The organism is Stenotrophomonas sp. NRRL B-14846, from assembly GCF_050473585.1.
GTDB lineage: Bacteria > Pseudomonadota > Gammaproteobacteria > Xanthomonadales > Xanthomonadaceae > Stenotrophomonas.
The window spans coordinates 3,862,422-3,885,825 of the sequence record NZ_JBFLUN010000022.1; the positions used below are offsets into that span (position 1 = coordinate 3,862,422).

At 68.8% G+C, this 23,404-nt stretch carries 20 protein-coding genes; 12 read left to right on the forward strand and 8 right to left on the reverse strand.

Translation table 11 applies throughout. From position 1 onward, the window contains the following. Both AB1281_RS19970 and AB1281_RS19975 read left to right on the forward strand, forming a co-directional pair. The gene (locus AB1281_RS19970) at positions 1 to 2,040 is read left to right on the forward strand and encodes an FUSC family protein (protein WP_430346786.1); all 2,040 of its coding nucleotides are present in this window, start codon (positions 1 to 3) and stop codon (positions 2,038 to 2,040) included. Positions 2,041 to 2,133: 93 nt separating this feature from the next. Then, positions 2,134 to 2,532 (forward strand): hypothetical protein, encoded by a 399-nt coding sequence (locus AB1281_RS19975; protein WP_430346787.1) that lies wholly within the window; start codon positions 2,134 to 2,136, stop codon positions 2,530 to 2,532. A gap of 320 nt (positions 2,533 to 2,852) precedes the next feature. On the opposite strand, the gene AB1281_RS19980 is transcribed toward AB1281_RS19975, so the two are convergent. From AB1281_RS19980 to recC, 4 genes are all read right to left on the reverse strand, one after another. After that, a complete protein-coding gene (locus tag AB1281_RS19980) occupies positions 2,853 to 3,395 on the reverse strand; it encodes a hypothetical protein (RefSeq protein ID WP_132811073.1) in 543 nt (180 codons plus the stop codon). Between the two features lie 131 nt (positions 3,396 to 3,526). Continuing rightward, positions 3,527 to 5,407, reverse strand: a complete 1,881-nt coding sequence (recD, locus tag AB1281_RS19985) for an exodeoxyribonuclease V subunit alpha (protein ID WP_430346788.1) — start codon at positions 5,405 to 5,407, stop codon at positions 3,527 to 3,529. Then, a complete protein-coding gene (recB, locus tag AB1281_RS19990; RefSeq protein WP_430346789.1) occupies positions 5,404 to 9,084 on the reverse strand; it encodes an exodeoxyribonuclease V subunit beta in 3,681 nt (1,226 codons plus the stop codon). Before recB ends, recD begins: the two co-directional genes overlap by 4 nt. Continuing rightward, positions 9,081 to 12,428 (reverse strand): exodeoxyribonuclease V subunit gamma, encoded by a 3,348-nt coding sequence (recC, locus tag AB1281_RS19995; RefSeq protein WP_430346790.1) that lies wholly within the window; start codon positions 12,426 to 12,428, stop codon positions 9,081 to 9,083. The genes recB and recC overlap by 4 nt, the downstream gene beginning before the upstream one ends. Before the next feature lie 189 nt (positions 12,429 to 12,617). Here recC and AB1281_RS20000 point away from each other — a divergent pair, with 189 nt between their 5' ends. From AB1281_RS20000 to AB1281_RS20025, 6 genes are read left to right on the forward strand one after another with little or no spacing between them, the layout of a single operon-like run. Beyond that, on the forward strand, positions 12,618 to 13,406 hold the full coding sequence (locus AB1281_RS20000; RefSeq protein ID WP_014039019.1) for an ABC transporter ATP-binding protein: 789 nt from the start codon (positions 12,618 to 12,620) through the stop codon (positions 13,404 to 13,406). Then, entirely contained in the window at positions 13,406 to 14,155 is a 750-nt protein-coding gene (locus tag AB1281_RS20005) for an MlaE family lipid ABC transporter permease subunit (protein WP_005414955.1), read from the forward strand. Before AB1281_RS20000 ends, AB1281_RS20005 begins: the two co-directional genes overlap by 1 nt. A gap of 59 nt (positions 14,156 to 14,214) precedes the next feature. Further along, positions 14,215 to 14,739 carry an outer membrane lipid asymmetry maintenance protein MlaD gene (gene mlaD / locus AB1281_RS20010; protein ID WP_014039020.1) on the forward strand — a complete coding sequence of 175 codons (525 nt, stop codon included), beginning with the start codon at positions 14,215 to 14,217 and terminating at the stop codon, positions 14,737 to 14,739. After that, positions 14,736 to 15,404, forward strand: a complete 669-nt coding sequence (locus AB1281_RS20015; RefSeq protein ID WP_430346791.1) for an MlaC/ttg2D family ABC transporter substrate-binding protein — start codon at positions 14,736 to 14,738, stop codon at positions 15,402 to 15,404. Before mlaD ends, AB1281_RS20015 begins: the two co-directional genes overlap by 4 nt. Continuing rightward, on the forward strand, positions 15,394 to 15,705 hold the full coding sequence (locus tag AB1281_RS20020) for an STAS domain-containing protein (RefSeq protein WP_014039022.1): 312 nt from the start codon (positions 15,394 to 15,396) through the stop codon (positions 15,703 to 15,705). The genes AB1281_RS20015 and AB1281_RS20020 overlap by 11 nt, the downstream gene beginning before the upstream one ends. A gap of 1 nt (position 15,706) precedes the next feature. Continuing rightward, on the forward strand, positions 15,707 to 16,723 hold the full coding sequence (locus tag AB1281_RS20025) for an MlaA family lipoprotein (RefSeq protein ID WP_430346792.1): 1,017 nt from the start codon (positions 15,707 to 15,709) through the stop codon (positions 16,721 to 16,723). A gap of 106 nt (positions 16,724 to 16,829) precedes the next feature. Here the strand turns inward: AB1281_RS20025 and AB1281_RS20030 are convergent, their stop codons facing one another. The 3 genes from AB1281_RS20030 to rmuC all read right to left on the reverse strand — a co-directional run bounded on the left by AB1281_RS20030 (position 16,830) and on the right by rmuC (position 19,532). Continuing rightward, positions 16,830 to 17,375: a glutathione peroxidase gene (locus AB1281_RS20030; protein ID WP_430346793.1), complete on the reverse strand. Its 546-nt coding sequence runs from the start codon at positions 17,373 to 17,375 to the stop codon at positions 16,830 to 16,832. Positions 17,376 to 17,512: 137 nt separating this feature from the next. Continuing rightward, positions 17,513 to 17,902, reverse strand: a complete 390-nt coding sequence (locus tag AB1281_RS20035) for a hypothetical protein (protein WP_430346794.1) — start codon at positions 17,900 to 17,902, stop codon at positions 17,513 to 17,515. Between the two features lie 61 nt (positions 17,903 to 17,963). Further along, positions 17,964 to 19,532 carry a DNA recombination protein RmuC gene (rmuC, locus tag AB1281_RS20040; RefSeq protein WP_430346795.1) on the reverse strand — a complete coding sequence of 523 codons (1,569 nt, stop codon included), beginning with the start codon at positions 19,530 to 19,532 and terminating at the stop codon, positions 17,964 to 17,966. Positions 19,533 to 19,587: 55 nt separating this feature from the next. Here rmuC and AB1281_RS20045 point away from each other — a divergent pair, with 55 nt between their 5' ends. Beyond that, on the forward strand, positions 19,588 to 20,193 hold the full coding sequence (locus AB1281_RS20045) for a glutathione S-transferase family protein (protein WP_430346796.1): 606 nt from the start codon (positions 19,588 to 19,590) through the stop codon (positions 20,191 to 20,193). Positions 20,194 to 20,260: 67 nt separating this feature from the next. On the opposite strand, the gene AB1281_RS20050 is transcribed toward AB1281_RS20045, so the two are convergent. Beyond that, positions 20,261 to 21,268 carry a zinc-binding alcohol dehydrogenase family protein gene (locus AB1281_RS20050; RefSeq protein ID WP_430346797.1) on the reverse strand — a complete coding sequence of 336 codons (1,008 nt, stop codon included), beginning with the start codon at positions 21,266 to 21,268 and terminating at the stop codon, positions 20,261 to 20,263. Positions 21,269 to 21,359: 91 nt separating this feature from the next. Here AB1281_RS20050 and AB1281_RS20055 point away from each other — a divergent pair, with 91 nt between their 5' ends. Genes AB1281_RS20055 through AB1281_RS20065 form a run of 3 tightly spaced genes read left to right on the forward strand, consistent with a single transcriptional unit; the run spans position 21,360 to position 23,401 of the window. Then, a complete protein-coding gene (locus AB1281_RS20055; protein ID WP_430346798.1) occupies positions 21,360 to 22,331 on the forward strand; it encodes a LysR substrate-binding domain-containing protein in 972 nt (323 codons plus the stop codon). A gap of 15 nt (positions 22,332 to 22,346) precedes the next feature. After that, entirely contained in the window at positions 22,347 to 22,976 is a 630-nt protein-coding gene (leuE, locus tag AB1281_RS20060) for a leucine efflux protein LeuE (RefSeq protein WP_005411716.1), read from the forward strand. Further along, positions 22,973 to 23,401 carry a hypothetical protein gene (locus AB1281_RS20065; protein ID WP_014039030.1) on the forward strand — a complete coding sequence of 143 codons (429 nt, stop codon included), beginning with the start codon at positions 22,973 to 22,975 and terminating at the stop codon, positions 23,399 to 23,401. Before leuE ends, AB1281_RS20065 begins: the two co-directional genes overlap by 4 nt. Positions 23,402 to 23,404: the final 3 nt, after the last annotated feature.

Consider the following 23,404-nt stretch of genomic DNA (forward strand, 5'->3'; position numbering starts at 1 on the left):
ATGAACGCGCTGACCGACCGCCAGGCCTGGCTGTTCTCGATCAAGACCTACCTGGCCGCGGTGGCCGCGCTGTACATCGCCATGGCCGGCAACCTGTCGCGCCCGTACTGGGCGATGGGCACGGTGTACATCGTCAGCCAGCCGCTGCTGGGCCCAACCCGGGCCAAGGGCGTGTACCGCATCGTCGGCACCCTGGTGGCCAGCCTGGCCACCCTGCTGGTGCTGCCGGCGCTGGTGGAAACGCCGCTGGTGCTGAGCGCGGCAATGTCGATCTGGCTGGCCGGCTGCCTGTTCATGGCCCTGCTCAACCGCGGGCCGCGCGGCTACGCGTTCCTGCTGGCCGGCTACACCACCGCCTTCATCGGCTTCCCGGCGGTGACCTCGCCGGAAACCATCTTCGACACGGTGGTGGCACGCAGCGAGGAGATCATCCTCGGCACGGTGGTGGCGGTGCTGTTCGCGTCGCTGCTGTTCCCGGCCTCGGTACGCCCGATGCTGCGCGCGCGCATCGGCAACTGGATGGAGGACGCCGCACAGTGGTGCCGGCAGATTCTTGAACGTGGCCGCGCGCATGCGCCGCGCAACCGGCTGGCCGCCGACCTGGTGCAGTTCGAGGCGCTGATCGAATTCCTGCGCCGCGACGATCCACGCCACGCCGGTTCGGCGGTGTCGATGGAGCGCCTGCGCGAGCGCATGCTGCTGCTGTTGCCGGTGCTGTCGTCGATTGCCGACCGCCTGAGCGCGCTGCGCAGCGATGGCCAGCCCCTGCCGGAGGGCCTGCCGGCACTGGTCGATGACATCCACGATTGGCTGGATGGCCCGACCAACGCCAGCGAGTACGCCCGCCTGCGCGCGCGCATCAGCGCACTGAAGCCACAGGTGGACCGCGACCTGCAGCACCTGCAGCTGGCCAGCCTGCTGCTGCGCCTGGAGGAACTGGTGGACCTGTGGCAGGACTGCCGCACCCTGCAGCACGCGATCGACCACGGCACCGCGCCGCTGGACCGCGCGCACTATCGCATCCGCACCGAGCGCGTGGCCGCTGACAAGCACGTCGACTACGGCATGGCGCTGTTTTCCGCGCTCAGTGCCGGCGTGGCGCTGATGAGCTATTGCGTGCTGTGGATCGCGCTGGGTTGGGAAGGTGGTGGCAACGGCGCGATGATGGCCGCGGTAACCGCCGCGTTCTTCGCCGCGCAGGACGACCCGGCACCGAGCATGGTGTCGTTCCTGGTGTGGGCGATGGTCGCCTCGGTGGTGGCCGGTGTGTACCTGTTCGGTGTGTTCCCCGCGGTGCACGACTTCGGCCTGCTGGCACTGGTGCTGGCAGTGGTTTTCCTGCCGCTTGGCTTGATGCTGCACCACCCCAAGAGCGCGCTGTTCGCGCTGCCGCTGACGGTGAACCTGGCCGCGCTGCTGAGCCTGCAGAACACCTACAGCGCCAACATCCAGACCTTTCTCAACTCGTCGATCGCGATGTTCATCGGCATTGGCTTTGCGGTGGTGATGACCCGCCTGTTCCGTTCGGTGGGTGCCGAGTGGACCGCGCGCCGGCTGGTGCGGCAGGGCTGGACCACGCTGGCCGAAGCCGCCGAAGGCCGTGGCCAGCAGGACCGCCAGCGCTTCGCCGCGCGCATGCTCGACCTGCTGGGCCTGCTTGCCCCGCGCTTGGCGGCGACGCCGGAGGGCAGCGACATCGCCTCGGTGGACATGCTCAACGAAGCGCGCATCGGCCTGAACATCCTGCAGCTGCGCCGCGCCCGGCTGGAACTGCCCGAGCGCAGCCGCGAAGCGGTCGAGCACATCCTGGAGGAGATCGCCGCGCACTACCGGCGGCAGATTGCCGCGCGCAAACCGATTGTGGCCGCCGAAGCGCTGCGCGAGCGGCTGGATACCTCGCTGGGCCGAGTCGGCAGCGTGGCCGCGTGCAAGGCGCGCGACGAAGCGCTGATGGGCCTGATCGGCCTGCGCTTCGCGCTGTTCCCGGAGGCCAAGGCATTGGCGCCGGGGCTGGCGATGAGTACGGCGACGCAGCCGTAGCGCGATACCCTGTGCGTCCACAGACACCGCGCAGGGGTCAGATCCTTCGCCCCCGGCGAAGGCTCTGACCCCCGCTCAGCACAGGAAGCTCCAATGAGTTACGACATGATGGTGTTCGAGGCCAGTGCGGCCCCGCGCGAGGCGGCGGCCTTCATCGCCTGGTTCGAGAAGCAGACGCAGTGGAACGAGCGCCACGAGTACGACGACCCGGCGGTCAGCAGCCCGGCGCTGCAGGCGTGGTTCGCTGAGATGACACAGGAGTTCCCGCCGTTGAACGGCCCATTGAGCAACGACGATGACGAACGTGCCGAGGTGACCGAGTACAGCATCGGTAGTCAGGTGATCTACGGCGCGTTCGCCTACTCGGTGGCCGAGCGCGCGCACGGGCGGGTGCAGGACCTGGCCGAGAAGCACGGCGTGGGCTTCTTCGATGTGAGTGCCGATGAAGCAGCGATCGTGTTCCCCGATGGGCTGGTACTGATCGCGGAATGAACGTGGCGGCAGGGCTGCGCCCTGCACCTGCCGAATCAACGTCAACGGCAAAAGCCTGCACTCCGTGGGTTGGCGGGGTGGTTCCGGTTGCGGGGGACGCTGCAAGTACGTCCATGTAAGCTCGGTCGCCGCATCCATGCGGCTCACGCCCCCGCAACCGGACCCACCCCACCTTCGACAGTTTCCCGCGATCTGCAGTAGATCCACGCCATGCGTGGATGAACGTCGGAATGATCGGAATTCGCTTTTGTAGAGTCGAGCCATGCTCGACTGACGCGAAAGGATCGTGGAGGCAACGTTCCCGCTCACCAGCGGAATCGCTAGTCGTCTCGTGTCACCTCTGCGAAGAAGATGTTGACTGCTTGGTCCATCTCATCCGACATGATCTCGGTATGCAGCCTGGCCATTGGGGTATGGCCCTGCGCAATAGCAATGGCCGCGAAGAGTGCTGAGGTTGTCCAAGCCTCCTGCGGCGTCGCGACAAGCATTGCCGCATGTTTCCCCATGCGCTGAATGGCCTGCGAATACTCCGGCTCCAATTCAGCAGGAAGCTCGATGCCTTTGTGGCATCGCAGCGTTTCGATAGTTTGCGCGAGGGAAATAAACTGTAAATCGTCCGAGTCAGCGTCCGCTGGCAATGCGTTGACGATGTATGGCACCGCCGCAAACGAAGCGCTGTAGACATCCCCTTGATGGCACAAGCTGCTCCACAGCTCGTGCCAGGTGTCCTCGATCGGATCGTCTTCGGATCTTTCGTTCTTCGGGATACTGATATTGGCCAGCAGCTCCGGAATGTCATCCGCAGCCCCGTAGGCATGCTGTAGCTCGGCCCAGCGTGGATCATCCAAGGCGATAAGCGCCATCTGCCGGTTCCTGTGGCGTGGGATAGCCACGCAGGCTAGGCAGCGCCAGCGGCGTCATCAAGGGGCAGATGCGACATCGGGGCTATGGGGGTCAGAGCCCGTTCCCGTTGGGAACGGGATCCGACCCCGATTCAGAACAATGTGCCCTGCACCGTGGGCTGTTCAATGCGCGTCGGTGCTTCGGCCTCCGCTTCCGCACCCAGTCGCCACGCCAGACCACCCAATCGGCTGGCATGGCGCTTCAGCGCGGCCTGCAGCACGTCCGCGCTGCCCGCCACATGCAGCACCTGGCGGGCGCGGGTCAGGCCGGTATAGACCAGTTCGCGCGACAGCACGCGGCTGTCCTGGCGTGGCAGCTGCAACCACACTTCATCGAACTCCGAACCCTGCGCCTTATGCACGGTCATCGCAAAGGCGCTTTCGTGCGCGGGCAGTGCCGCCGGGTGGAAGGCGCGCGGCTGATCGACGCTGTCGCCGGGGAACCAGGCCACCATCGCGCCGCTGCCATCGCGCAGGCAGATGCCGATGTCGCCGTTGAACAGGCGGTGCCGGTAGCTGTTCTCGATGACCAGCAGCAGGCGGCCCTGGAAGTAGCCGGGGGTGTTGCCGGCCAGCAGCTGTTCGATGCGGCTGTTGAGCCCGCGCGCGCCCTGCGGGCCTTCGCGCAACGCGGTCAGCACGCGCAGGCGCCCGGCCTGCTGCAGGGCAAGCACTGGATCGGCCGCGTCGGCCAGTGCACGCCAGTGGCCCAGCAGGTGCTCGCGCTGGCCACGCAGCGGGTCGGCTTCGCCTTCGTGGAAATGCACGCCGGCCAGTTCACCACTGCGCAGCAGCTGCAGCGCGGTGCTGCTGTCGCCCTCGCGCACGGCATGTGCCAGCGGTGCCAGGTCCAGCGCATCGCTCTGCCGGTAGCCGCGCTGCAGCTGCACGCGGCGCCCGGCGAAGGCGCGTGGTGTGGCCTGTGGCTGCAAGGTAACCGGCGCCAGCAGGCCATGCAGTGCCTGCGCGTCATCGGCGCGGGTGCCGATGCCGTCGCCGCTGGCACGCAGGATCGCACTGAGCACGTCGCCGGCCTCGACCGAGGGCAACTGATCGGGATCGCCGAGCAGGATCAGCCGGGTACCGCTGGCGATCGCGTCGACCAGCTTGGCCATCATCGGCAGATCGATCATCGAGGCTTCGTCGACCACCACCACGTCCACCGGCAGCGGATTGTCAGCGTGGTGACGGAAGCGCGGTGAATCGGGAATCACCCCGAGCAGGCGATGCAGGGTGGTGCCGGTACTGGGCAAAGTCGCGCATAGCGCCGGGTCCAGTCCTTGTTCCTGCAGGCGTTGCACGGCGACGCGCAGGCTCTCGGCCATGCGCTCGGCGGCGCGCCCGGTGGGCGCGGCCAACGCCACCTCGGGCAGCGCCTGGCCGGCATGCCGGGCCTGTGCAGCCAGCAGCAGCAACAGGCGCGCGATGGTGGTGGTCTTGCCGGTGCCGGGGCCGCCGGTGACCAGTGCCAACGGATGGCGCAGGGTCACGCCGGCGGCGCGTGCCTGGTGATCCTCGCTGCCCGATGCCTGCGGGAACAGCTGCGCGAACAGCGGTGCCAGCGCGGCCATGTCCGGTGCCGGCAGCGGATGCCGACCAATGCGCTGCAGGCCGGCCGCCAGCTGGCGCTCGTACTCGCGATAGCGGCGCAGGTAGAGCAGCCCGTTTTCCAGCACCAGCGGTGCATCCTCGGCGATGGCATCGGCCTGCTCCGGCGTCGCCACCCACGGCGATGCGCGCAGCTGCGCCAGCCAGTCCTGCGCGGCAGGCCACTCGGGCACGCCTTCCAGCAACCGCTGCGGTTGTGCCGGATCGAACGCAGCGTGGCCCTGCGACACCGCCAGCGAGGCCAACGCGGCCGCCAGCGCCACGCTTTCCGGGGTGTCATCACGCAGCCGCTGCAGGCTGGTCGCCAGTGCATGGTCGAGGGTGCGCAGCTGGCCCTTCTGGTGCAGTTCCTTCAGCAGGCTCATGCGCTGGCTCCACGCGCACGCGCGGCCAGTTCGGCCCGGGCCTGCTCGCCACCGGCGAACAATGCATCGAGCGCATCCACCAGCGCCAACGGGAAGCGGTCCACATGCACACCGTTGCCGGCGGCATCCAGGCCGCGACAGAACAGGTAGCGGATGCCGCCCATATCGCGCTCGTAGTCGTAGGCCGCGCCCAGGCGGAAACGCAGCCAGCGATGCAGGGCCACCGTATAGATCAGCGCCTGCAGGTCGTACTCACTGTGGCGCATGGCAATGGCCAGCAGGTCCGGGCTGTAGCCGGGCAGGCGGTTGGATTTGTAGTCGAGCACGTACCAGCGCCCGTCGCGCACGTAGGTCAGGTCGATCATGCCGGTCATCAGCCCTTCCAGGCGGCGGCGCTGGCCGAAGCCGCGACGCGTACTGGAAACCCCATGTGCATGCAGCACCTGCAACAGCGCCTGTACCGTGGTCGGTTCGATGGCGAAATGGAAGTCGATTTCCGCGCGGCGCTCGCCTTCGCCCAGGCTGTGCAGCGCACCGCCCTCGGGCAGCGGCACGGTGAGCGTGTGGCCTACCAGCGGCACCAGCACCGCCACGCCATCGTCCAGGTCGACATCGGCATAGCCTTCGTCGTGCAGCGCCTTGCGCAGCACCCCGGCCTGGCCCTCTGGGGCTTCCAGACCCGGCTGCCAGTCAGCCCAGGCAGCGAAGTCGACGTTCTCCATCGCTTCGTGCAGCACGTTGCCGAAGCGACTGCCCATGAAGCGCGGGTCGACCGCCACGCTGTCCTCGGCCGCCGCAGCGGGTTCCGGCAGCGCCGGTTCCAGCGGCAGTTCCGGGCCGGCCGGTTCGTCGGCGGCGGGCGCCGGCAGCTCGGTGGCGGCGGCTTCGATATCACTGCCAGCACCCGCGTCGGCATGCGCCAGCTGGGTGAAGCTGTACACCCACCAGTCGTGTGGTACGCGCCGGGTCAGGGCACGCACCGCCGGAAGGTCACCCTCCACTTCGGCCGCCAGCTGCGGCAGCGCAGCCGGTGTCTCGCTGTCATCGATGTGCACGTCGGCTTGGGCGCGCAGCGCCTGCAGGTCACCCAGCAGCGGTGCCAGACGCGTCCTGCCAAGCCCGGCCAGATCACCCACGGCGATCCACAGCGCGTGTTCGGCGCGGGTCAGGCCGACATACAGCAGGCGTGCATCCTCGGCGCGCTGCTCGCGCTCGCGCTGGGCACTGGCCGCTTCCCAGGCTTCGTCCTTGTCCAGCTTCCAGTGCAGCTGGCGCTGGCCATCCACATGCACCGTGCAGTGCGACGACGTGTTCGGTGCGCCGCCGTCGATGCCGACGAAGGGCAGGAACACCAGCGGATACTCCAGGCCCTTGCTCTTGTGCAGGGTGATGATCTGCACGCGGCGCGCATCCGATTCCAGGCGCAGCAGCTGCTGCTCGTCATCCTGGTCGGCGCTGGCCATCTGCCCCTGCAGCCAGTCCAGCAGGCCATGCATGCCCAGCGCCTGCGCCGAGGCTTCCTGCAGCAGTTCGCCCAGCTGCAGGTAGTTGGTCAGGCGGCGCTCGCCGTCGATCAGCGCCAGCAGGCGTTCACCCTGCGCGGCACAGACATCGGCGATCACCGCGAAAGGCCCACCGCGCTGCCAGCGCTCGCGCCAGTGCAGCAGCTGTGCCTGGAAATCGCGTTGCAGGTCACCCTCGCGTTCCATCGCCGCGATCGCGCTGGCCCGCTGGCCCAGCAATACCGTGGCCAGCGCCGCACGCAGGCGGCCTTCGTCCGCCGGTTGCAGCAGCGCCAGAAGCAGCGCACGTAGATCGCGCGCTTCAGGGGTGGAAAACAGGCTCTGCTTGCCGGCCGCCACCGCAGGAATACCGACCGCCGCCAGCGCCCGTTGCACCAGCGTGGCCTCGCGATGCGAGCGCACCAGCACCGCGATGTCACCCGGCCGCACCGGCTGCCCACGCAGCACGGCATTGCCCGCACGCGCCTCGACCAGGATCCGGTGGATCGCGGCCACGCAGGCCTGGGTCGCCGCCTCACGCGAGGCATCGGCGCTCATCGCCTTGTCACCGCCACTACGCAGCACGCGCAGGGTAAGTGCCGTGGCGGCGTGGCCCTCGCGCAGGTAGTCCTCATCGGTGCGCACGCCACCGGGACGCACCGGCTCGAACTGGATGTCGCGTTCGAGGAAGGCGTCTTCGCCACCGTTGTCGTACAGCGCCTGCAGCGCACGCAGCACAGCCGGCCGCGAGCGGAAGTTCTGGTCCAGCACCGGCGCCTGCTGCGCCACCTGCTTGGCCTTCAGGTAGGTGTGGATGTCGCCGCCGCGGAATCCGTAGATCGCCTGCTTGGGGTCGCCGATCAGGAACAGCGCCGGCGCCAGGCCGAGTTCGCGCACCTCCGGCGAATCGCCGAACACGGTGTGGAAGATGCCCCACTGACGATCATCGGTGTCCTGGAACTCATCGACCAGCGCGATGCGGTACTGCGCGCGCAGCTGCCTGACCAGCGCCAGACGCTGTGGGCCTTCCAGGGCCAGTGCCACGCCATCGATCAGATCGTCGTAGGTCTGCACCCGGCGCGTGCGCTTCAGCGCCTGCAGGCGCTGCATGGCTTCGGCGCGAAGCGCGTGCAGGAAATTCAGCGCGGTGGCACGCAACCAGGCATCACGTTCGGCCAGCAGCGCGACATAGCGCGCCAACGGCGCCTGCACTGGCGACGACGGCGTGCGGTCGGGGAATTTCTTGTTGGTCTTGTCGGCCAACACGTCCGGCAGCAGTGCCGGCAGGCGTTCGCTGGCCAGCAGCTCGCGCGGGTCGGCGCGCCCGGCCCAGGCCAGCAGCTGCCGGCCCAGCGTGTGCAACCAGCCCAACTTGTAGGACACCCCGTTGATCCACTTGTTGTCGACGGCATCGCAGAGGTCGATGAAGAACTGCTCGCCATGCTCGCGCAGCGCCAGCTGCAGCTCGGCGGCGGTGGCCTGCAATGCCGGCTGTGGATCGGCCAGCCCCACCGGCCGTGACAACGGGTGCAGAGGCGGCGCAGCCAGCAGCGCGCGCAGATCGGCGGCCAGCGCGTCCGGGTTGGACCACAGCCAGGTCAGCGGCTCCAGCGTGGCCGCGTCGTTGGCGTGCACCCGCCACAGATCGGCGGCCAGCTCCTCCAACAGCTCACGGTCGCTGGCCAGTAGATCCGGCGGGTCGAAGGTATGGCCGCTTTCCAGCGCATGCTCGCGCAGCACGCGGGTACAGAAACCGTGGATGGTGAAGATCGACGCCAGGTCAATCTCATCGGCGGCCACCTGCAGGCGGCGCTTCAGCGCGGCAGCGCTCTCGGTGCCAGCCTGCAGATGGCGCTGCAGCACGTCGCGGGTCAATCTCGCGTCCGGTGCTTCGCCCTCGGCCGGTTCCAGATCGACCAGGCGCGCGGCCAGCGCCAGGCGCTCGCGGATACGCTTGCGCAGTTCCTGGGTGGCGGCATCGGTGAAGGTCACCGCCAGGATCTGGCCGATGCGCAGGCCCTGCTCCACCACCAGGCGGGTGAACAGCGTGGCCAGGGTGAAGGTCTTGCCGGTACCGGCGCTGGCCTCGATCAGGCGGATGCCATCCAGCGGCAGCGCCAGATAGGGATCGCCCGCCATGCGCCGGGAGCCCTCATCAACGATGGCGGTGCTCATGCGTTGCCCTCCTGGCGTGCGTCGGCGCCAAGGGTGCGGCCTTCGCGCATCGCGCTGAAGACCACCTGGCTGTTGCGCAGCAGGTCGGCATAGCTGGCGTCGGTGGCGAACGGATCCGCGCCACGCAGCAGCAGCTGCCAGGCATCGCTGCTGGATTCACCCCAGCTGCGGTCACTGCCGTGCCACTGCTTCCAGCCTTCGCTGCGCTGTTTTTCGGCCGGCGCGTTGTACAGCACCCAGCCGGTGTACGGGGCAAAGCGCAGCGGTTCACGCAGTCCGCGTTGGCGCAGCTGCAGCAGTGCGCGCAGCGCGGCGCGTGCAGCCGGAACGCTCAACGCCGGCAGCACATGCGGGCCAGGACCGGCGTCGCCGCCATCGTGGAACTGCACAAGGGGCAACGCATCGCCGGCAGCGTTGGCCAGCAGCCAGTCCAGGCCCTGGCGGATCACCGCATTGCCATTGAGGGTACCGGCGCGCAGGCGCACCAGCCCGTCGGGGTGTCGATCGGCCACCCGGCCATGCAGGCGCACGCCATCGATCTCCACCTCATAGCGGCGGCTTTCCAGCGGTTCGCCCTGCATCCAGCCCAGCAATGCGCTGGCATAGGGGCGGGTCTTCAACTGCTCCACCTCGAACTGGCGCTCGCCCAAGGGGCCGGAGGGCAGCAGGCCGCGTGCGCGCAGGCGCGGGTACAACGGCTCGGTGTCACCGCTGAGCGTGGCGCGCACCACCGCCGCCTGCACGCTGCGCTTCTCCGGGCCGCGCGAGGACAGCACCAGCGGTTCCAGGTCGTCGACCTCCTCGACGTCGTCGGCCAGGCGCAGGCCCAGCGACTGCGCCAGGAACTGCCCGGCCGGGTCGCACAGGAAGCGGCGCAGGGTATCGAGTGCGACGTCGTCTTCCACCGCATCGTCGAGCGGCGGCGGCAACGGTGCATCGAACCACGGCTGCAGGCCCCCACGCTTGCCGGTGAGGCGACCAGCGGCCGGATGCCACTGGCGGCGATAGCTGAAGCGACGTGGATCGCCATCACCGAACGCCGCCGGCGAGAACGGCTGCAGTGCGTGGCGCACGGTGAAGTCGCGGACCGCCGCAGGCGGATCGAGGTGATACGCGGCCGCGGCATCGATCAGTTCACTGACCAGCACCGACGGCTCGCGCACGCTGCCATCGCGCGGATCGGCACCGAGGTAACTCAGGTAGAACACCTCCTGCGCGGCAGCGAACAGCTGCAGGAACAGGAAACGGTCGTCTTCGCGGGTGGAGCGGTCGCCGGGTCGGCGACGCGGCGTGTCCAGCTCGGCGGTGAGCTGGTTGAGACCGGCCGCCGGGTCACGGCGCGGGAAGTCGCCATCATTGAGACCGAGCACGCAGATCACCCGGAACGGCAGCAGGCGCATCGGCACCATGCGGCCGAAACTGATGCCACCGGTCAGCAACGGTGCGCGCGTATCGGCCTCGCCCAGCGCGCCGGCGAAGTGCGAACGCACCACCTCCGGTGGCACACCGTCTTCGAAACCGGCCTTGGCGGCATCGTCGGCGAACTGGTTGAGCAGCTTGCGCAGGCGCTCCAGCGCGCGCTGGCTGTTGGGCGAGCTGGGCGCGGTCGGCAGCAGTGCGTCCAGCAGCGACAGCAGGCGCTGCCGCCACTGCGCCGGCGTCAGCAGCTCGCCGAGGCGACGCTGGTAGATCGCCAACACGCGCAACAGGCGCAGCAGCCGGTCGAGCGCTTCCAATGCGCCGCCCTCCAGCTCGATCCACGGTGCAACACCGGCCAGGTCGGCCTCGCTGCCGGTCGCGTGACCGAGCACCAGGCGATCCAGCGCGAACTGCCAGGTGTAGGCGTCGTCGGCCGGTGCCTGGTGCTGGTTGCGGTGCTTCGCATCCAGGCCCCAGCGTGCACCGGCCTGCTGCAGCCAGCCATGCAGGCGGTCGAAGTCCACCGCTTCCAGACCGGCCGCCTCGGCCAGTGGCGCGCTGGCCAGCAGGTCCAGCACTTCGTTCAGGCCGAAACGCGAGACCGGCAGGCCCAGCAGGTGTACGAACACATCGGCCAACGGCTCGCCCGCCAGTGGACTGCTGTCGGCCAGCGCATACGGAATGTGCTCCTCCTCGCCGCCACGGCCACCGAACACCGCTTCCAGGTACGGCACATAGGGATCGATGTCCGGCGCCAGCACCGCGATCTCGCGCGCCTGCAGCGGCGGATCGAAGCGCGGGTCCTGCAGCAGGCTGCGCAGCTGGTCGTGCAGCACCTGCAGCTCGCGCAGGCGGGTATGGCAGGCATGCACCTGCAGGCTGGGGTCGTCGCGGCGCAGGCCGTCACGCAGCTCGCCCGAGGGCAGTGCGCGGCGGTGGAACAGATCGCGCTGCAGGCGATGCAGCAGGCTGTCGGACAGGCCACCTTCGTCCAGGGTCGGCCGGGTGTCCTCCTCCGGATCGGAGTAGGCCGCAATCTCGCCGGCCGGGTGCACCACCTCGTAGCTGCCCAGCACCGCCATGAAGTCGCGGCCGGCCGCGCCCCAGGCTTCCAGCAGGCGGTTCTCACCGGCCGCTTCACCGAAGGGATCGGGCGCGCCGCTGCGCAGGCGCTCGGCCAGCGTCTGCAGGTCACCCCAGTACGACTGCACCGGAGTGGGCATATAGAAGTGCAGCTCGCCCACCCGCGCCTGGGTAGCCATCACCCGCAGCACGTCGGGCGAGATGTTGAGCGTCGCGAACGCGGACATGCGCGGTGGCAAGCCCTGTGGCAAAGGCTGGCCGGCGCCCTCGAAGCGGTCCAGGTAGGCCTGGATGCGGCGCGCGCGGTAGTCGTGGCCACCGGCGATGGTGCGCCAGAGGATCGCCTGCGGGTCGGCCGGGTCGGCGCCGGCCTCCCAGCGCAGCAGCCAGTCGCGGCGCCAGGCCTGGTACTTCTCGAACACCGAGGCCAGTTCACCGGCCAGCGCCCACGGCTTCAGCGCGTCGCCACCGGCAAGATAGGACTGCAGCGCGCGCATTGGTGGCTGCGCCAGCAGCGCCGGGTCGCGCAGTGCCTGGTACAGCTTCCAGTGCAGGCCGGCCGCGTCCAGATCGTCGCGTTCGCCCGGCACATTGGCGTTGAGTGCCCGGGCAACGAACTCGCCCGGGGTCAGGAACTCAAGATTGGCAGCCACGCCATACTCGGCAGCAAGTGTCGCTTGCAGCCAACGCCGCATCGCCACCTGCGGGATCAGCACCACCTCCGGCGCCAGCAACGGCTGGCCCGGAACCGGCGCACGCATGTTGCGCGCCAGCAGCGCGGCCAGCACGTCCAGGGAGTTGGAATGGTAGAGGCGGAAATCGCTGCCCGGGTCACTCATCATGCACAGTGTGCAGCACGGCAGGCAGTATTCAATGGCCGGCCCATCGCCGGTACGGATTGTTCCGGGCTGCCAGCCGATTGTCCCGGCCTGGCAAGGGTCTTGCCGTGCCACAATACTGGACCGTCCAGTCTGCTTATGTTCAGCCGACGGGCCCGATCCTTCGATGTCTAAAAAACGTTAATGGTGCCCATGTCGGCTTCCACCTCCAGTCTGGTGCAGTTATCCAACGTCCGCATCGACCGGAGCGGGCGCACGATCCTGCGCGACGTGTCGCTGCAGGTGCCCAAGGGCAGCATCACTGCGGTACTGGGTCCGTCCGGCAGCGGCAAGTCGACCCTGCTGGCGGCACTGACCGGCGAACTGCGTCCGGTCGCCGGCGAAGTCACCCTGTTCGGCAAGCCGATTCCGCATGACAGCGGCGCGCTGCTGGAAATGCGCAAGAGCGTGGGTGTGCTGCTGCAGGGCAATGGCCTGCTGACCGACCTCACTGTGGCCGAAAACGTCGCGCTGCCGCTGCGTACGCATACCCGCCTGCCGACCGCCGTGCTGCGCCGGCTGGTGGAGATGAAGCTGCATGCGGTGGGCCTGCTGGCCGCTGCCGATGCCTGGCCGCGCGAACTGTCCGGCGGCATGGCGCGCCGCGTCGCGCTGGCCCGCGCGCTGGCGCTGGACCCGCCGCTGATGATCTACGACGAGCCGCTGACCGGGCTGGACCCGATCGCCTCGGGGGTGATCATGAGCCTGATCCAGCGCCTCAACCACAGCCTGGGCCTGACCAGCATCATCGTCAGCCACCACGTGCACGAGACCCTGCCGATCTGCGACCAGGTCATCGCCATTGCCAATGGCGGCATCGTGTTCCAGGGCACGCCCGAGGCGCTGCAGTCCAGCCAGGACCCGCTGCTGCGGCAGTTCCTGCACGGCCAGCCCGATGGCCCCATTCCGTTCGATGCCGCGCCGCGCGCGAGGGTGGCCTGATGCCGTTCGTCCAAGCCACCCGCTCGCTGGGCCGCGCCGGCCTGTTCTCGCTGACCGTGCTGCGTGGTTCGCTGCCGACCCGTGACTTCCTGGCCGAGCTGACCCGCGAGATCTACAAGATCGGCGCGCGCTCGCTGCCGATCATCGCTGTCGGTGGTGCCTTCGTCGGCCTGGTACTGACCCTGCAGGGCTACCGCACGCTGACCACCTTCGGTGCGGCCGACGCGCTGTCGACCCTGCTCGGCCTGTCGCTGTACCGCGAGCTGGCGCCGGTGCTGACCGCGCTGCTGTTCATCGGCCGCGCCGGCAGTTCGATCGCCGCCGAACTGGGCCTGATGCGCGCCACCGACCAGATCAAGGCGCTGGAGCTGATGGCGATCGACCCGGTGGCCAAGGCCGTGGCGCCGCGCTTCTGGGCGGCGGTGCTGACCGTGCCGCTGCTGACCGGCATCTTCTGTTCGCTGGCGATCAGTGCCAGCTACTTCGAAGCGGTGCACGTGCTGGGCCTGGACAATGGCGTGTTCTGGTCGGCGCTGCGCAACAGCGTCGATTTCTGGGATGACTTCGGCGTGGCGATGCTGAAGTCGGCGATCTTCGGCGGCACCGCCGCGCTGGTCGCCGCCTACGTTGGTTTCCACGCCGAGCCGACCATCGAGGGCACCTCGGTGGCGACCACCCGTGCGGTGGTCAACGCCTCGCTGCTGGTGCTGATGTTCAACTTCGTGCTGTCGGCAATGTTGTTCACCTAACCCCTCCACCGGCGGTGCGCATGCGCGCGCGGCCACCACGACTCGATCAGGTAATCCACATGGCCATCCGCGGTCCCAGACTCGAATTCTCCGTCGGCGCCTTCCTGCTGCTGGCCCTGGCCTCGCTGATGGTGCTGGCCGTGGCCTCGACCAACCAGCGCTGGAGCTGGGGCAGCCAGGGCTACGAGCTGAAGGCACGCTTCTCCCAGGTCGGCCAGCTGCGCAAGCAGGCGCCGGTGAAGATCGGCGGCGTCACCGTCGGCCAGGTCGCCTCGATCGACCTGGATCCGGTGAAGTTCGAGTCCATCGTGACCCTGCGCATGGACAGCAAGGTCAAGGACCTGCCGGCGGACACCTCGGCCGGCATCTTCACCAGTGGTTTGCTCGGCGAGAGCTATATCGGTCTGCAGCCGGGCGGTGACCCGGACGTGCTCAAGGCCGGTGACGAGATCGTCTTCACCCAGCCGGCGGTTGACCTGATCCAGCTGGTCGGCAAGTACATGTTCAGTGGCGGCGCCGGTGGTGGCGCAGGCCAGAAGCCCAACGATGGCGCGCAGGCGCCTGCAACGGAACCGCAACCATGAAGATGAAACTGATCCCGGCCCTGCTCGCCTCGACGCTGCTGCTGGCCACGCCGTTCCTCGCCCAGGCCCAGGCCGCCGCCCCCGCCCCCGCCGCAGCCGCGACGCAGGGCCAGGCCGGCAAGGTGGTGATCGATGCCAGCACGCGCATCCTCACCACCCTGCAGCAGCGCCGGAGCGAGTTCAGCAGCAACCCGGCCAGCCTGCGCAGCTACATCGACAGCGAATTGAACCGCACCTTCGATCGCGACTACGCCGCGCGCCTGGTGCTGGGCCCGCACGCCCGCGGCGCCTCGGATGCCGACATCAAGCTGTTCGCCGATGCCATGGCCGACAGCCTGATGCAGCGCTACGGTTCGACCCTGCTCAACATCCAGGGCAAGCCGAGCTTCCGCCTGAAGGGTGAGAGCCCGCTGCCGGGCAACCGCGGCGTGCGCGTGAGCACCGAACTGGTGCGCGCCGGCAGCGAACCGACCCCGGTCGAGTACTGGATGCGCAACGTGAACGGCCAGTGGAAGATCTTCGACGTCAACATCGAAGGCATCTCCTACGTGCAGACCTTCCGCAACCAGTTCGACACCCCGCTGCGCCAGAAGGGCATCAAGCAGGTGGCCAGCGAGCTGCACAGCGGCAGCATGCAGGCCGGGCCCGCGGGCAATGGCAAGTAACGCGCTGGCGCTGCTGGAAGGCGACACCCTGCGCCTGCGCGGGGTGCTCGACCGTGCCGCGGTGATCGCGCTGTGGCCGCAGCTGCAGGCCCTGCCGGCCAAGCTGGCGCGGCTGGAGCTGGGCGAGGTCGAGCGCGTGGACAGCGCCGGCCTGGCCCTGCTGGCCGAACTGGCGGCCCGTGCGCGCAAGGCCGGCCATGCGCTGGCCATTTCCGGCGCGCCGGCCGGCTACAACGAGCTGAGCGCAGCCTACCGGCTGTCGCCCGACCTGGATTTCAACGCTACTTCTGCTGCGAGCTGACATGAACGTCGTACGCACTTTCCCCCTGATCGTCCTGGCCACCGCCCTCACCGCCTGTGCCGGCAAGCCCGCGCGCAGCGATGCACCGGTCGCCAGCACCGTGGTTGCGCCCAGCCCTGCTGCCGAAGCGCCGGCCGCAACAGCCGATACCGGCGTGGTCGACGCTGCTCCGGTCGCCCCCGTGGCCAATCCTGCGGCGCCCGCCGCGTCGTCGCCGACGGCTGCACCGCAGGGCGCGGAGGCCGGCGCGCCGAAGACCGCAGCGTCCACCGCCGCCGCTGGCGACGATGATTTCGACGCCCTGTATGGCGGCACCGGCAACACCGGCAGTGCGGCGGCCTACGATCCGTGGGAACCGTTCAACCGCAAGGTCCACAAGTTCAACAACGCGGTCGACCGCGGCGTGGCCCGTCCCCTGGCCACCGCCTATACCCATGTGGTGCCGCGCTTCGCGCGTACCGGCGTCAGCAACTTCTTCAGCAACCTGCGTGCGCCGGTGACCATCACCAACCAGCTGCTGCAGGGCCGCGGTGCCGACGCGTGGGACAGCCTCGGCCGCTTCCTGATGAACAGCACGCTGGGCATCGGTGGCCTGTTCGATCCGGCCAGCAAGGCGATGGTGCCGCGTCGCAATGAAGACTTCGGCCAGACCCTGGGTGCCTGGGGCTGGCGTCGTTCGCGCTACGTGGAACTGCCGTTCTTCGGCCCGCGTACCGTGCGCGATGTGTTCGGCCTGGCCGGTGACATCCCGCTGTCGCCGATGCGCCGCATCGAGGAAGACAAGATCCGCATCGGCCTGCAGGGCCTGCAGCTGGTCGACACCCGCGCACAGCTGCTGGCGATCGACGATCTGCGCGACACCGCAGTGGACGAATACGCCCTGGTCCGCGATGCCTGGATGCAGCGCCGCAACTACCAGATCGAGAACGATCTGCGCAGCAAGCGCGACCGCGGCCACGACGATGCCAATTCGCCGATCCCGGTCGATGCGATGCCGATGCCGCAGTGGACGCACTGAGTCCGGTCTGCAGCGCATGAAAAACCCCGCCTCGGCGGGGTTTTTCTTTGGCGCTGCGGGTGGGGTCGGAGCCCTTTCCCGTGGAAAGGGATCCGACCCCGGCCGATCAGGCCACCAGTGCCGCCTCGATGGCCTCGCGCAGGCGCGCATCATCGGCGGCCACGTCCGGCGCAAAGCGGGCGACGACCTTGCCATCGCGGCCGACCAGGAACTTCTCGAAGTTCCACAGCACCGCCGGGGCCGGATGGATCGGGATCTCCTTGCTGGCCAGGCGCTCGCGCAGCGGGCCTTCACCGATCGACTGCGGCTGCGCAGCGGTCAACTGCTGGTACAGCGGGTGGGTGTCCTCGCCAGCCACGCTGATCTTGGAGAACATCGGGAAACTGACATCGTAGGTGAGCTGGCAGAACTGCTGGATCTCGGCCTCGCTGCCCGGCTCCTGGCCAAGGAAGTTGTTGGCGGGGAAGCCCAGCACTTCCAGGCCCTGCGCATGCTTTTCCGCATACAGCGCCTGCAGGCCTTCGTACTGCGGGGTCAGGCCGCACTTGGAAGCGACGTTCACCAGCAGCAGCACCTTGCCCTGGTAGTCGGCAAGCGAGGACGGCTGGCCGTCGATGGTGGTGAGGGAAATGTCCTGGATCGGGGTGCTCACGCGGGGGCTCCGGCTACGTCGGGGAATGGCCCACCAGCATAGCGCCGCGCGATGCCGGTAGTGCCGGCCGCTGGCCGGCAATGCTGCGATCGTTCCCGGGGGTTCATGCGGTTGCCGGCCAGCGGCCGGCACTACGATCAGTCCACGCAGATCGTGCCCTGCGCCTTGCCGTCGTCGATGCGTTGGCGGCACCCGAAGTTCTGGCGCACATCGCGCTGGCAGGTACCGGTGGCGGCACTGCCGGCGGCCACCTCGGGACCGGCTAGGCACTGGCCCGTGCAGTCGCTCTTGCGGCTGCAGGCCTTACCGGCGTCGGCATAGGGGATCACGCACTGCTCGCGCTGCAGGCGGCCGAGCCGCTGCAGGGTGCCGCCGGCGGCCTGACAGTCGACGTCACGTGCTTCGCGGTAGGCCTCGCTGGCTTCCGGCGTGGGAGCGGCCGTAGTCGTGTCGGCAACCGGAGGCGCGCTGCTGCATGCGGCCAGCAACGCAGCCAGGACAAGAACGGCACAGGAGCGCAAGCGCATGTCGGTACCCGCCACGGACACAGGGCGCCCAGCATAACCAGGCGCAGGTGCACGGGACGTGTCAGCCCGCATTGCCGTCCTCGTCGTCCTCTGGCGCGCTCAGCTGCTGCATCGGGTCCGGGGTCAGCTCCGGTGGCAGCGCGCGCTTGGCCTTGCTGCCCAGTTCGGCAAGCCGACGGGCGCGGCTGATGGCCGACTGCGGCGAATCGATCAGGCGATTGCGCGCATCGGCGTAGGCCTTGCCGGCATCGTCCAGCTTCTTGCCCATGGCGGTGAAGTCCTGCAGGAACCCGGTCAATGCGTCCAGCACCAGGCCACCGGCCTCGCTGATCTTCAGCGCCTGCTTCTGCACCTTGTCGCGCGTCCACAGGCGCTCGGCCACGCGCAGCAGCGCCATCAGGGTGTTGGGCGAGGCGAACACCACGCGGTTGTCGAAGGCGAACGCCTGCAGGCTGCCGTCGGCGCCCAGTGCGGCCGACAAGGCACCTTCGATGGGAACGAAGGCGATGGTGATGTCCAGCGTCTCGCTGCCCAACGCCTTCGGATAGTTCTTCTCGCCCAGGTCCTTCACGTGCTGGCGCAGCGCAACCGCGTGCCGGCGCAACGCGTCTTCCGACTGCTCCGGGGTGGCGGCATTCATGGCTTCCTGCCAGGCGATCAGGTTCACCTTGCTGTCGATCACCACGCTGCGTTCGTCGGGGAACTGCACCACCACGTCCGGGCGCAGGCGCGCACCTTCGTCATCCACGGCATGCTTCTGCCGCTGGTAGTGCACGCCCTCTTCCAGCCCCGATCCGCGCAGTACGTTGTCGAGCATCAGCTCGCCCCAGTCGCCGCGGACCTTGGCATTGCCCTTCAGCGCATTGGTCAGCGCCGATGCCTGCGCGGCCATGTCCTGGTTGAGCGTCTTCAGTTCGCCCACCGCACCCAGCAGGCTGGCGCGCTGGCGTGCTTCCTCGCCATACAGGGTATCGACGCGGGTGCGGAAATCGCCCAGCTTGTCGGCGAACGGCTTGAGCAGCCCCTCGATATCCGCGCGCGACTGCACCGTCGCCTGCCGTACGTTCTTCTCGAACTGCTGTCCACGTTCGTCGAACACCTTGCCGGCCAGTTCGGCAAAGGCGCCGGACAGCTTTTCCTTGGCCGTATCGAGATAGCTGCGCAGTTCGGCACTGGCGCGTTCGGAGTGCTGCAGATTGGCCACCGCGCGGGCATGTTCACCGTGCAGCTGCTGGTAGCGCTGCAGCGCCTGCTGCAGTTCGCTGCTGGTATCGGCAACGGCAGCGCGCGCCTGCGCCAGGGCCGCTTCACGTTCAGCCAGCTGTGCTTCGCGACTGGCCGACAGCGCCGCTTCGCGCTCCACCCGGGCGGTCAGCGTAGTGACCGCCTGCGCGTGCTGCTGACTGCGGCCCCGTTCGTTTTCCAGTTCCGCACCCAGCGCATCGAGGCGGCCGCGCAGCTGGCCGGCATCGACCAGGGCGAGGCGATGCTGTTCGCGCTCGCTGTCCAGTTGCCGCTGCAGTTCGCTGGACGGTGCACCGCCGGCACTGCGACGCCACAGCAGCAACAGCGTGACCAGGGTCGCCAGCAGCAGGACCACTGCCAGGATCATGAGGACTTCGATATTCATGCGATCAGTTTAGCCCCGCTGCGCTAGGCTGGGTCGGTCCGCCCCGGAAGCCCGCATGCTCGCTCTTTACGGAAAGCCCACCTCCATCAACGTGCGCAAGGTGTTGTGGCTCTGCGCCGACCTCGACCTGCCACTTCACCACGAGCCAGAACCGCCGGCGGACCTGCTGGCCACGTTGAACCCGAACCGGCAGGTGCCGGTCCTGCGCGATGGCGACTTCGTGCTCTGGGAGTCCAACAGCATCTGCCGCTACCTGGCCGTACGCGCTGGCCGTGACGACCTGCTGCCCGGTACGGCGCAGGGCCGCGCCCGGGTCGAGCAGTGGATGGACTGGCAGGCCAGCGACCTCAACAGCGCCTGGCGGCACGTGTTCATGGCGCGCGTGCGCCAGCATCCGGACTACCCGGACGATGCCCGCGCCGAGGCCAGCCTGGCGCAGTGGAACCGCTTGATGGGCGTGCTCGACACACAGTTGGCCGGTGGCCATTCGCACGTGGCGGGCAACACTTTCACTCTGGCCGACATCGTGCTCGGGCTGTCGACCCAACGCTGGCGCAGCACGCCTGGCACCAAACCGGCGCTGCCAAACCTCGCAGCATGGTTCGAACGCCTGCGGCAGCAGCCCGGTTTCTCCGCCCACGTCGACAACGGCGTGGCCTGAGGCAGGGGTCAGATCCCTTTTCCTTTGGGAAAGGGATCTGACCCCAAGGGCGCGGGAATGACCGGCCTTACCAGCCTTCCAGCACGATCTTGCCCTTGGCGCGGTGGCTCTCCAGCAGCGCGTGGGCGCGCCGCAGGTTGGCCGCGTCGATGCGTCCGAAGTGCTCGCCCAGCGTGGTCTGCAGCACGCCCGTGTCGATCAGCTCGGCCACCCGGTTCAACAGATCATGCTGGCGCTGCATGTCGGCGGTGCGGTACAGCGGCCGGGTGAACATCGATTCCCAGTGCAGGGACAGCGCCTTGCGCTTGAGCGCCATCACATCGACCTGGCCGGGATCATCGATCAGCCCCAGCTGGCCCTGCGGCGCCAGCAGTTCCACGATCTGCGCGTAGTGCTGGTCGGAGTGGGTCAGGCTGGCCACGTGCTGCACCTCGCTGATGCCCAACCGCGCCAGGCCCTCGGCCAGCGGCAGGCTGTGGTCGATCACGTGATGCGCGCCCATCGCATACACCCAGTCCTGGGTATCCGGACGCGAGGCGGTGCCGATCACCGTCAGTTTCGTCAGCTTCCGCGCCAGCTGCACCAGGATCGAACCAACGCCACCCGCAGCACCAATCACCAGCAGGGTCTGGCCCTCGCCACCGCCCTCCGGGATGCGCAGGCGGTCGAACAGCAACTCCCACGCCGTGATCGCGGTCAGTGGCAGTGCGGCGGCGGCGGCATCGTCGAGGCTGGCCGGCTTGCGGCCAACGCTGCGCTCGTCCACCAACTGGTACTCGGCATTGCTGCCCGGGCGATCGATGACGCCGGCGTAGTAGACCGCATCGCCGGGCTGGAACAGGGTCACCTCGCTGCCCACCGCGTCGACGATGCCGACCGCATCCCAGCCCAGCACGCGCGGGCCGTCGGTGGCCATGTTGCGGCGGACCTTGGTGTCGACCGGATTCACGGCCACCGCGCGTACCGCCACGCGCAGGTCGCGCGGGCCGGGCTGCGGCAGCGCCAGGTCGATGTCGGTCAGGGCCCGGGCATCATCGATCGGCAGGCCGGCGTGGGTGTAGGCAATGGCGCGCATGGCAGCGGTCCAGTGGGGAAGGAGGCGACAGGTTGCGCCGCGCGCGCCCCCTCAGAAAGGCGCAGAATCGGGCAGCACTTTCACTCTGGCAATGAAGATGATCCGCTTCGACGACCTGCAGCTGTTCGTCCGCACCGCCGCGCTGGGCAGCTTCTCCCAGGCCGCGCGCGAGGCCGACCTGCTGCCCGGCCAGGTGGCTGCAGCGGTGGCACGGCTGGAGCGCGAGCTGGACCTGCGCCTGTTCGTGCGCACCACCCGCAGCCTGCGCCTGACTGGCGAAGGCGCGCTGTACCTGCCCTATGCACAGGAGGTACTGGCGACCCTGCGCGAGGGCCAGGCCCGCGTGCAGGGCGAAGACGCCGAACTGCATGGCACCCTGCAGCTGTCGGCGCCGTCGGACTTCGGCCGCAACCTGCTGCTGCCGTGGTTGAGCGCGTTCCGCGCCGCGCACCCGCGGCTGCGCCTGCACCTGCGCCTGTCCGACGAGGTCGCCGACGTGTTCCGCGACCCGGTCGACGTGGCCATCCGCATCGGTCATTTCGACGACGCCAACTACGTGGCTTTGCCGCTGCTGGAAGGCAACCGGCGCGTGCTGGCCGCCTCGCCCGGCTATCTGCAGCGGCGTGGCACGCCCACGCGCCTGGAGGATCTGCGCGAGCACGACTGCCTGGTCTATCAACTCAATGGCCGCGCCTACGATCGCTGGTCCTTCGAGGTCGACGCACGCCGCACGGTGATTCCCGTGCGCGGCCCGCTGGTCTGCGACGACGCCGATGTGGTGCGGCGCTGGGCGGTGGCCGGCGAAGGCATCACCTACAAGTCCTGGCTGGACCTGCGCGAAGACGTGCGGGCCGGGCGCCTGCAGCTGCTGCTCGACGGTGTCGGCAGCAGCATTCCGCTGCAGCTGGTGTGCCCGCACCGCAAGCAGTTCTCGCCGGCCGTGCGGCAATTGCACGCGCAGCTGCGCCAGCACCTGCAACCGCTGCTGTCTGGCATGCCTGGTGGCATTGCCCGCCCCCTGTCGCCAACTGCGGCACTGGCCGACAATGGCGGCCCCCCGTAACAAGAGAACGCCGCCATGCCGTGGATGGGCATCCAGGACCTGTGGACGTTTCTGGTCGCCGTGCTGGTGTTCCTCGCCCTGCCCGGCCCCGGCACCTTCACCCTGCTGACCGCCACCGGCCGTGGTGGCGTGCGCGGCGGCTACACCGCGCTGGCCGGCCTGCTCGTCGGCGACCAGATCCTGATGTGGCTGGCGTTGGCGGGTGTGGCGGCGCTGCTCAAGGCCAACCCGCTGGTCTTCCACGCGGTGCAGTACCTCGGTGCGGCCTACCTGGTGTGGGTCGGCATCAGCCTGCTGCGCACGCCCAAGCACGAGGGCGGTGACGCCGGCCCGATCCGCATGCAGCCGGGCCGCTACTTCCAGCAGGCGATCCTGGTCAGCCTGCTCAACCCGAAGGCGATCCTGTTCTACATGGCCTTCCTGCCGTTGTTCATCGATCCCAAGGCACACCAGGGCATCGCCACCTTCGCCGCGCTGGCCGGCATCATCCTGGTGGTCAGCATCGCCTACTGCTCGATGCTGATCGGCGTGGGCAACCTGGCCCGCCGCCGGCTGATCCAGCACCCGCGGATCAGCGACGCGCTGCGCCGCGTGGCCGGCCTGTTCCTGGTGGGGTTCGGCATCCGGTTGGGGCTGAACGGATGAAACCCTGGCCGGCGGCCATGGCCGCCCTGCTGCTTCTGGCCAACACCGCCGCGTCGGCGGCCAGCGCGCAGGACCATCGTTGCCTGAGCGGCGGTCGCAACGACAGCATCCACCTGGAATGGCGGTGGCTGGAGGATGGCCAGGCCGACGTTCGTTACGCCGGGCACCGCGAACGCCTGCGGCTGCGCCAGGTTTCGATGGAGACCACCGTGCTGGCCGAAGACCGCCCGTACCAGTTCGACAGCGTCTGGGAAGAGCGCATCAGCGGGCGCCTCAACGGCCGCTACCTGCTGAGCACGCAGGGCGCGCTGGTGCTGGACCTGAGCTATGAGCGTACCCGCGACGGACGTCGCACCACCTTCCACGATGACGTCGAGGCCTGGCAGGAAGACGGCTGCCGCTGGCCCGGCAAGGTGGCCGAGTGAGCA

Coding starts and splice junctions, on each gene's coding strand:
- AB1281_RS19970 (WP_430346786.1), top strand. CDS start 1: ATGAACGCGCTGACCGACCGCCAGGCCTGGCTGTTCTCGATCAAGACC.
- AB1281_RS19975 (WP_430346787.1), top strand. CDS start 2,134: ATGAGTTACGACATGATGGTGTTCGAGGCCAGTGCGGCCCCGCGCGAG.
- AB1281_RS19980 (WP_132811073.1), bottom strand. CDS start 3,395: ATGGCGCTTATCGCCTTGGATGATCCACGCTGGGCCGAGCTACAGCAT.
- recD (WP_430346788.1), bottom strand. CDS start 5,407: ATGAGCCTGCTGAAGGAACTGCACCAGAAGGGCCAGCTGCGCACCCTC.
- recB (WP_430346789.1), bottom strand. CDS start 9,084: ATGAGCACCGCCATCGTTGATGAGGGCTCCCGGCGCATGGCGGGCGAT.
- recC (WP_430346790.1), bottom strand. CDS start 12,428: ATGATGAGTGACCCGGGCAGCGATTTCCGCCTCTACCATTCCAACTCC.
- AB1281_RS20000 (WP_014039019.1), top strand. CDS start 12,618: ATGTCGGCTTCCACCTCCAGTCTGGTGCAGTTATCCAACGTCCGCATC.
- AB1281_RS20005 (WP_005414955.1), top strand. CDS start 13,406: ATGCCGTTCGTCCAAGCCACCCGCTCGCTGGGCCGCGCCGGCCTGTTC.
- mlaD (WP_014039020.1), top strand. CDS start 14,215: ATGGCCATCCGCGGTCCCAGACTCGAATTCTCCGTCGGCGCCTTCCTG.
- AB1281_RS20015 (WP_430346791.1), top strand. CDS start 14,736: ATGAAGATGAAACTGATCCCGGCCCTGCTCGCCTCGACGCTGCTGCTG.
- AB1281_RS20020 (WP_014039022.1), top strand. CDS start 15,394: ATGGCAAGTAACGCGCTGGCGCTGCTGGAAGGCGACACCCTGCGCCTG.
- AB1281_RS20025 (WP_430346792.1), top strand. CDS start 15,707: ATGAACGTCGTACGCACTTTCCCCCTGATCGTCCTGGCCACCGCCCTC.
- AB1281_RS20035 (WP_430346794.1), bottom strand. CDS start 17,902: ATGCGCTTGCGCTCCTGTGCCGTTCTTGTCCTGGCTGCGTTGCTGGCC.
- rmuC (WP_430346795.1), bottom strand. CDS start 19,532: ATGAATATCGAAGTCCTCATGATCCTGGCAGTGGTCCTGCTGCTGGCG.
- AB1281_RS20045 (WP_430346796.1), top strand. CDS start 19,588: ATGCTCGCTCTTTACGGAAAGCCCACCTCCATCAACGTGCGCAAGGTG.
- AB1281_RS20050 (WP_430346797.1), bottom strand. CDS start 21,268: ATGCGCGCCATTGCCTACACCCACGCCGGCCTGCCGATCGATGATGCC.
- AB1281_RS20055 (WP_430346798.1), top strand. CDS start 21,360: ATGAAGATGATCCGCTTCGACGACCTGCAGCTGTTCGTCCGCACCGCC.
- leuE (WP_005411716.1), top strand. CDS start 22,347: ATGCCGTGGATGGGCATCCAGGACCTGTGGACGTTTCTGGTCGCCGTG.
- AB1281_RS20065 (WP_014039030.1), top strand. CDS start 22,973: ATGAAACCCTGGCCGGCGGCCATGGCCGCCCTGCTGCTTCTGGCCAAC.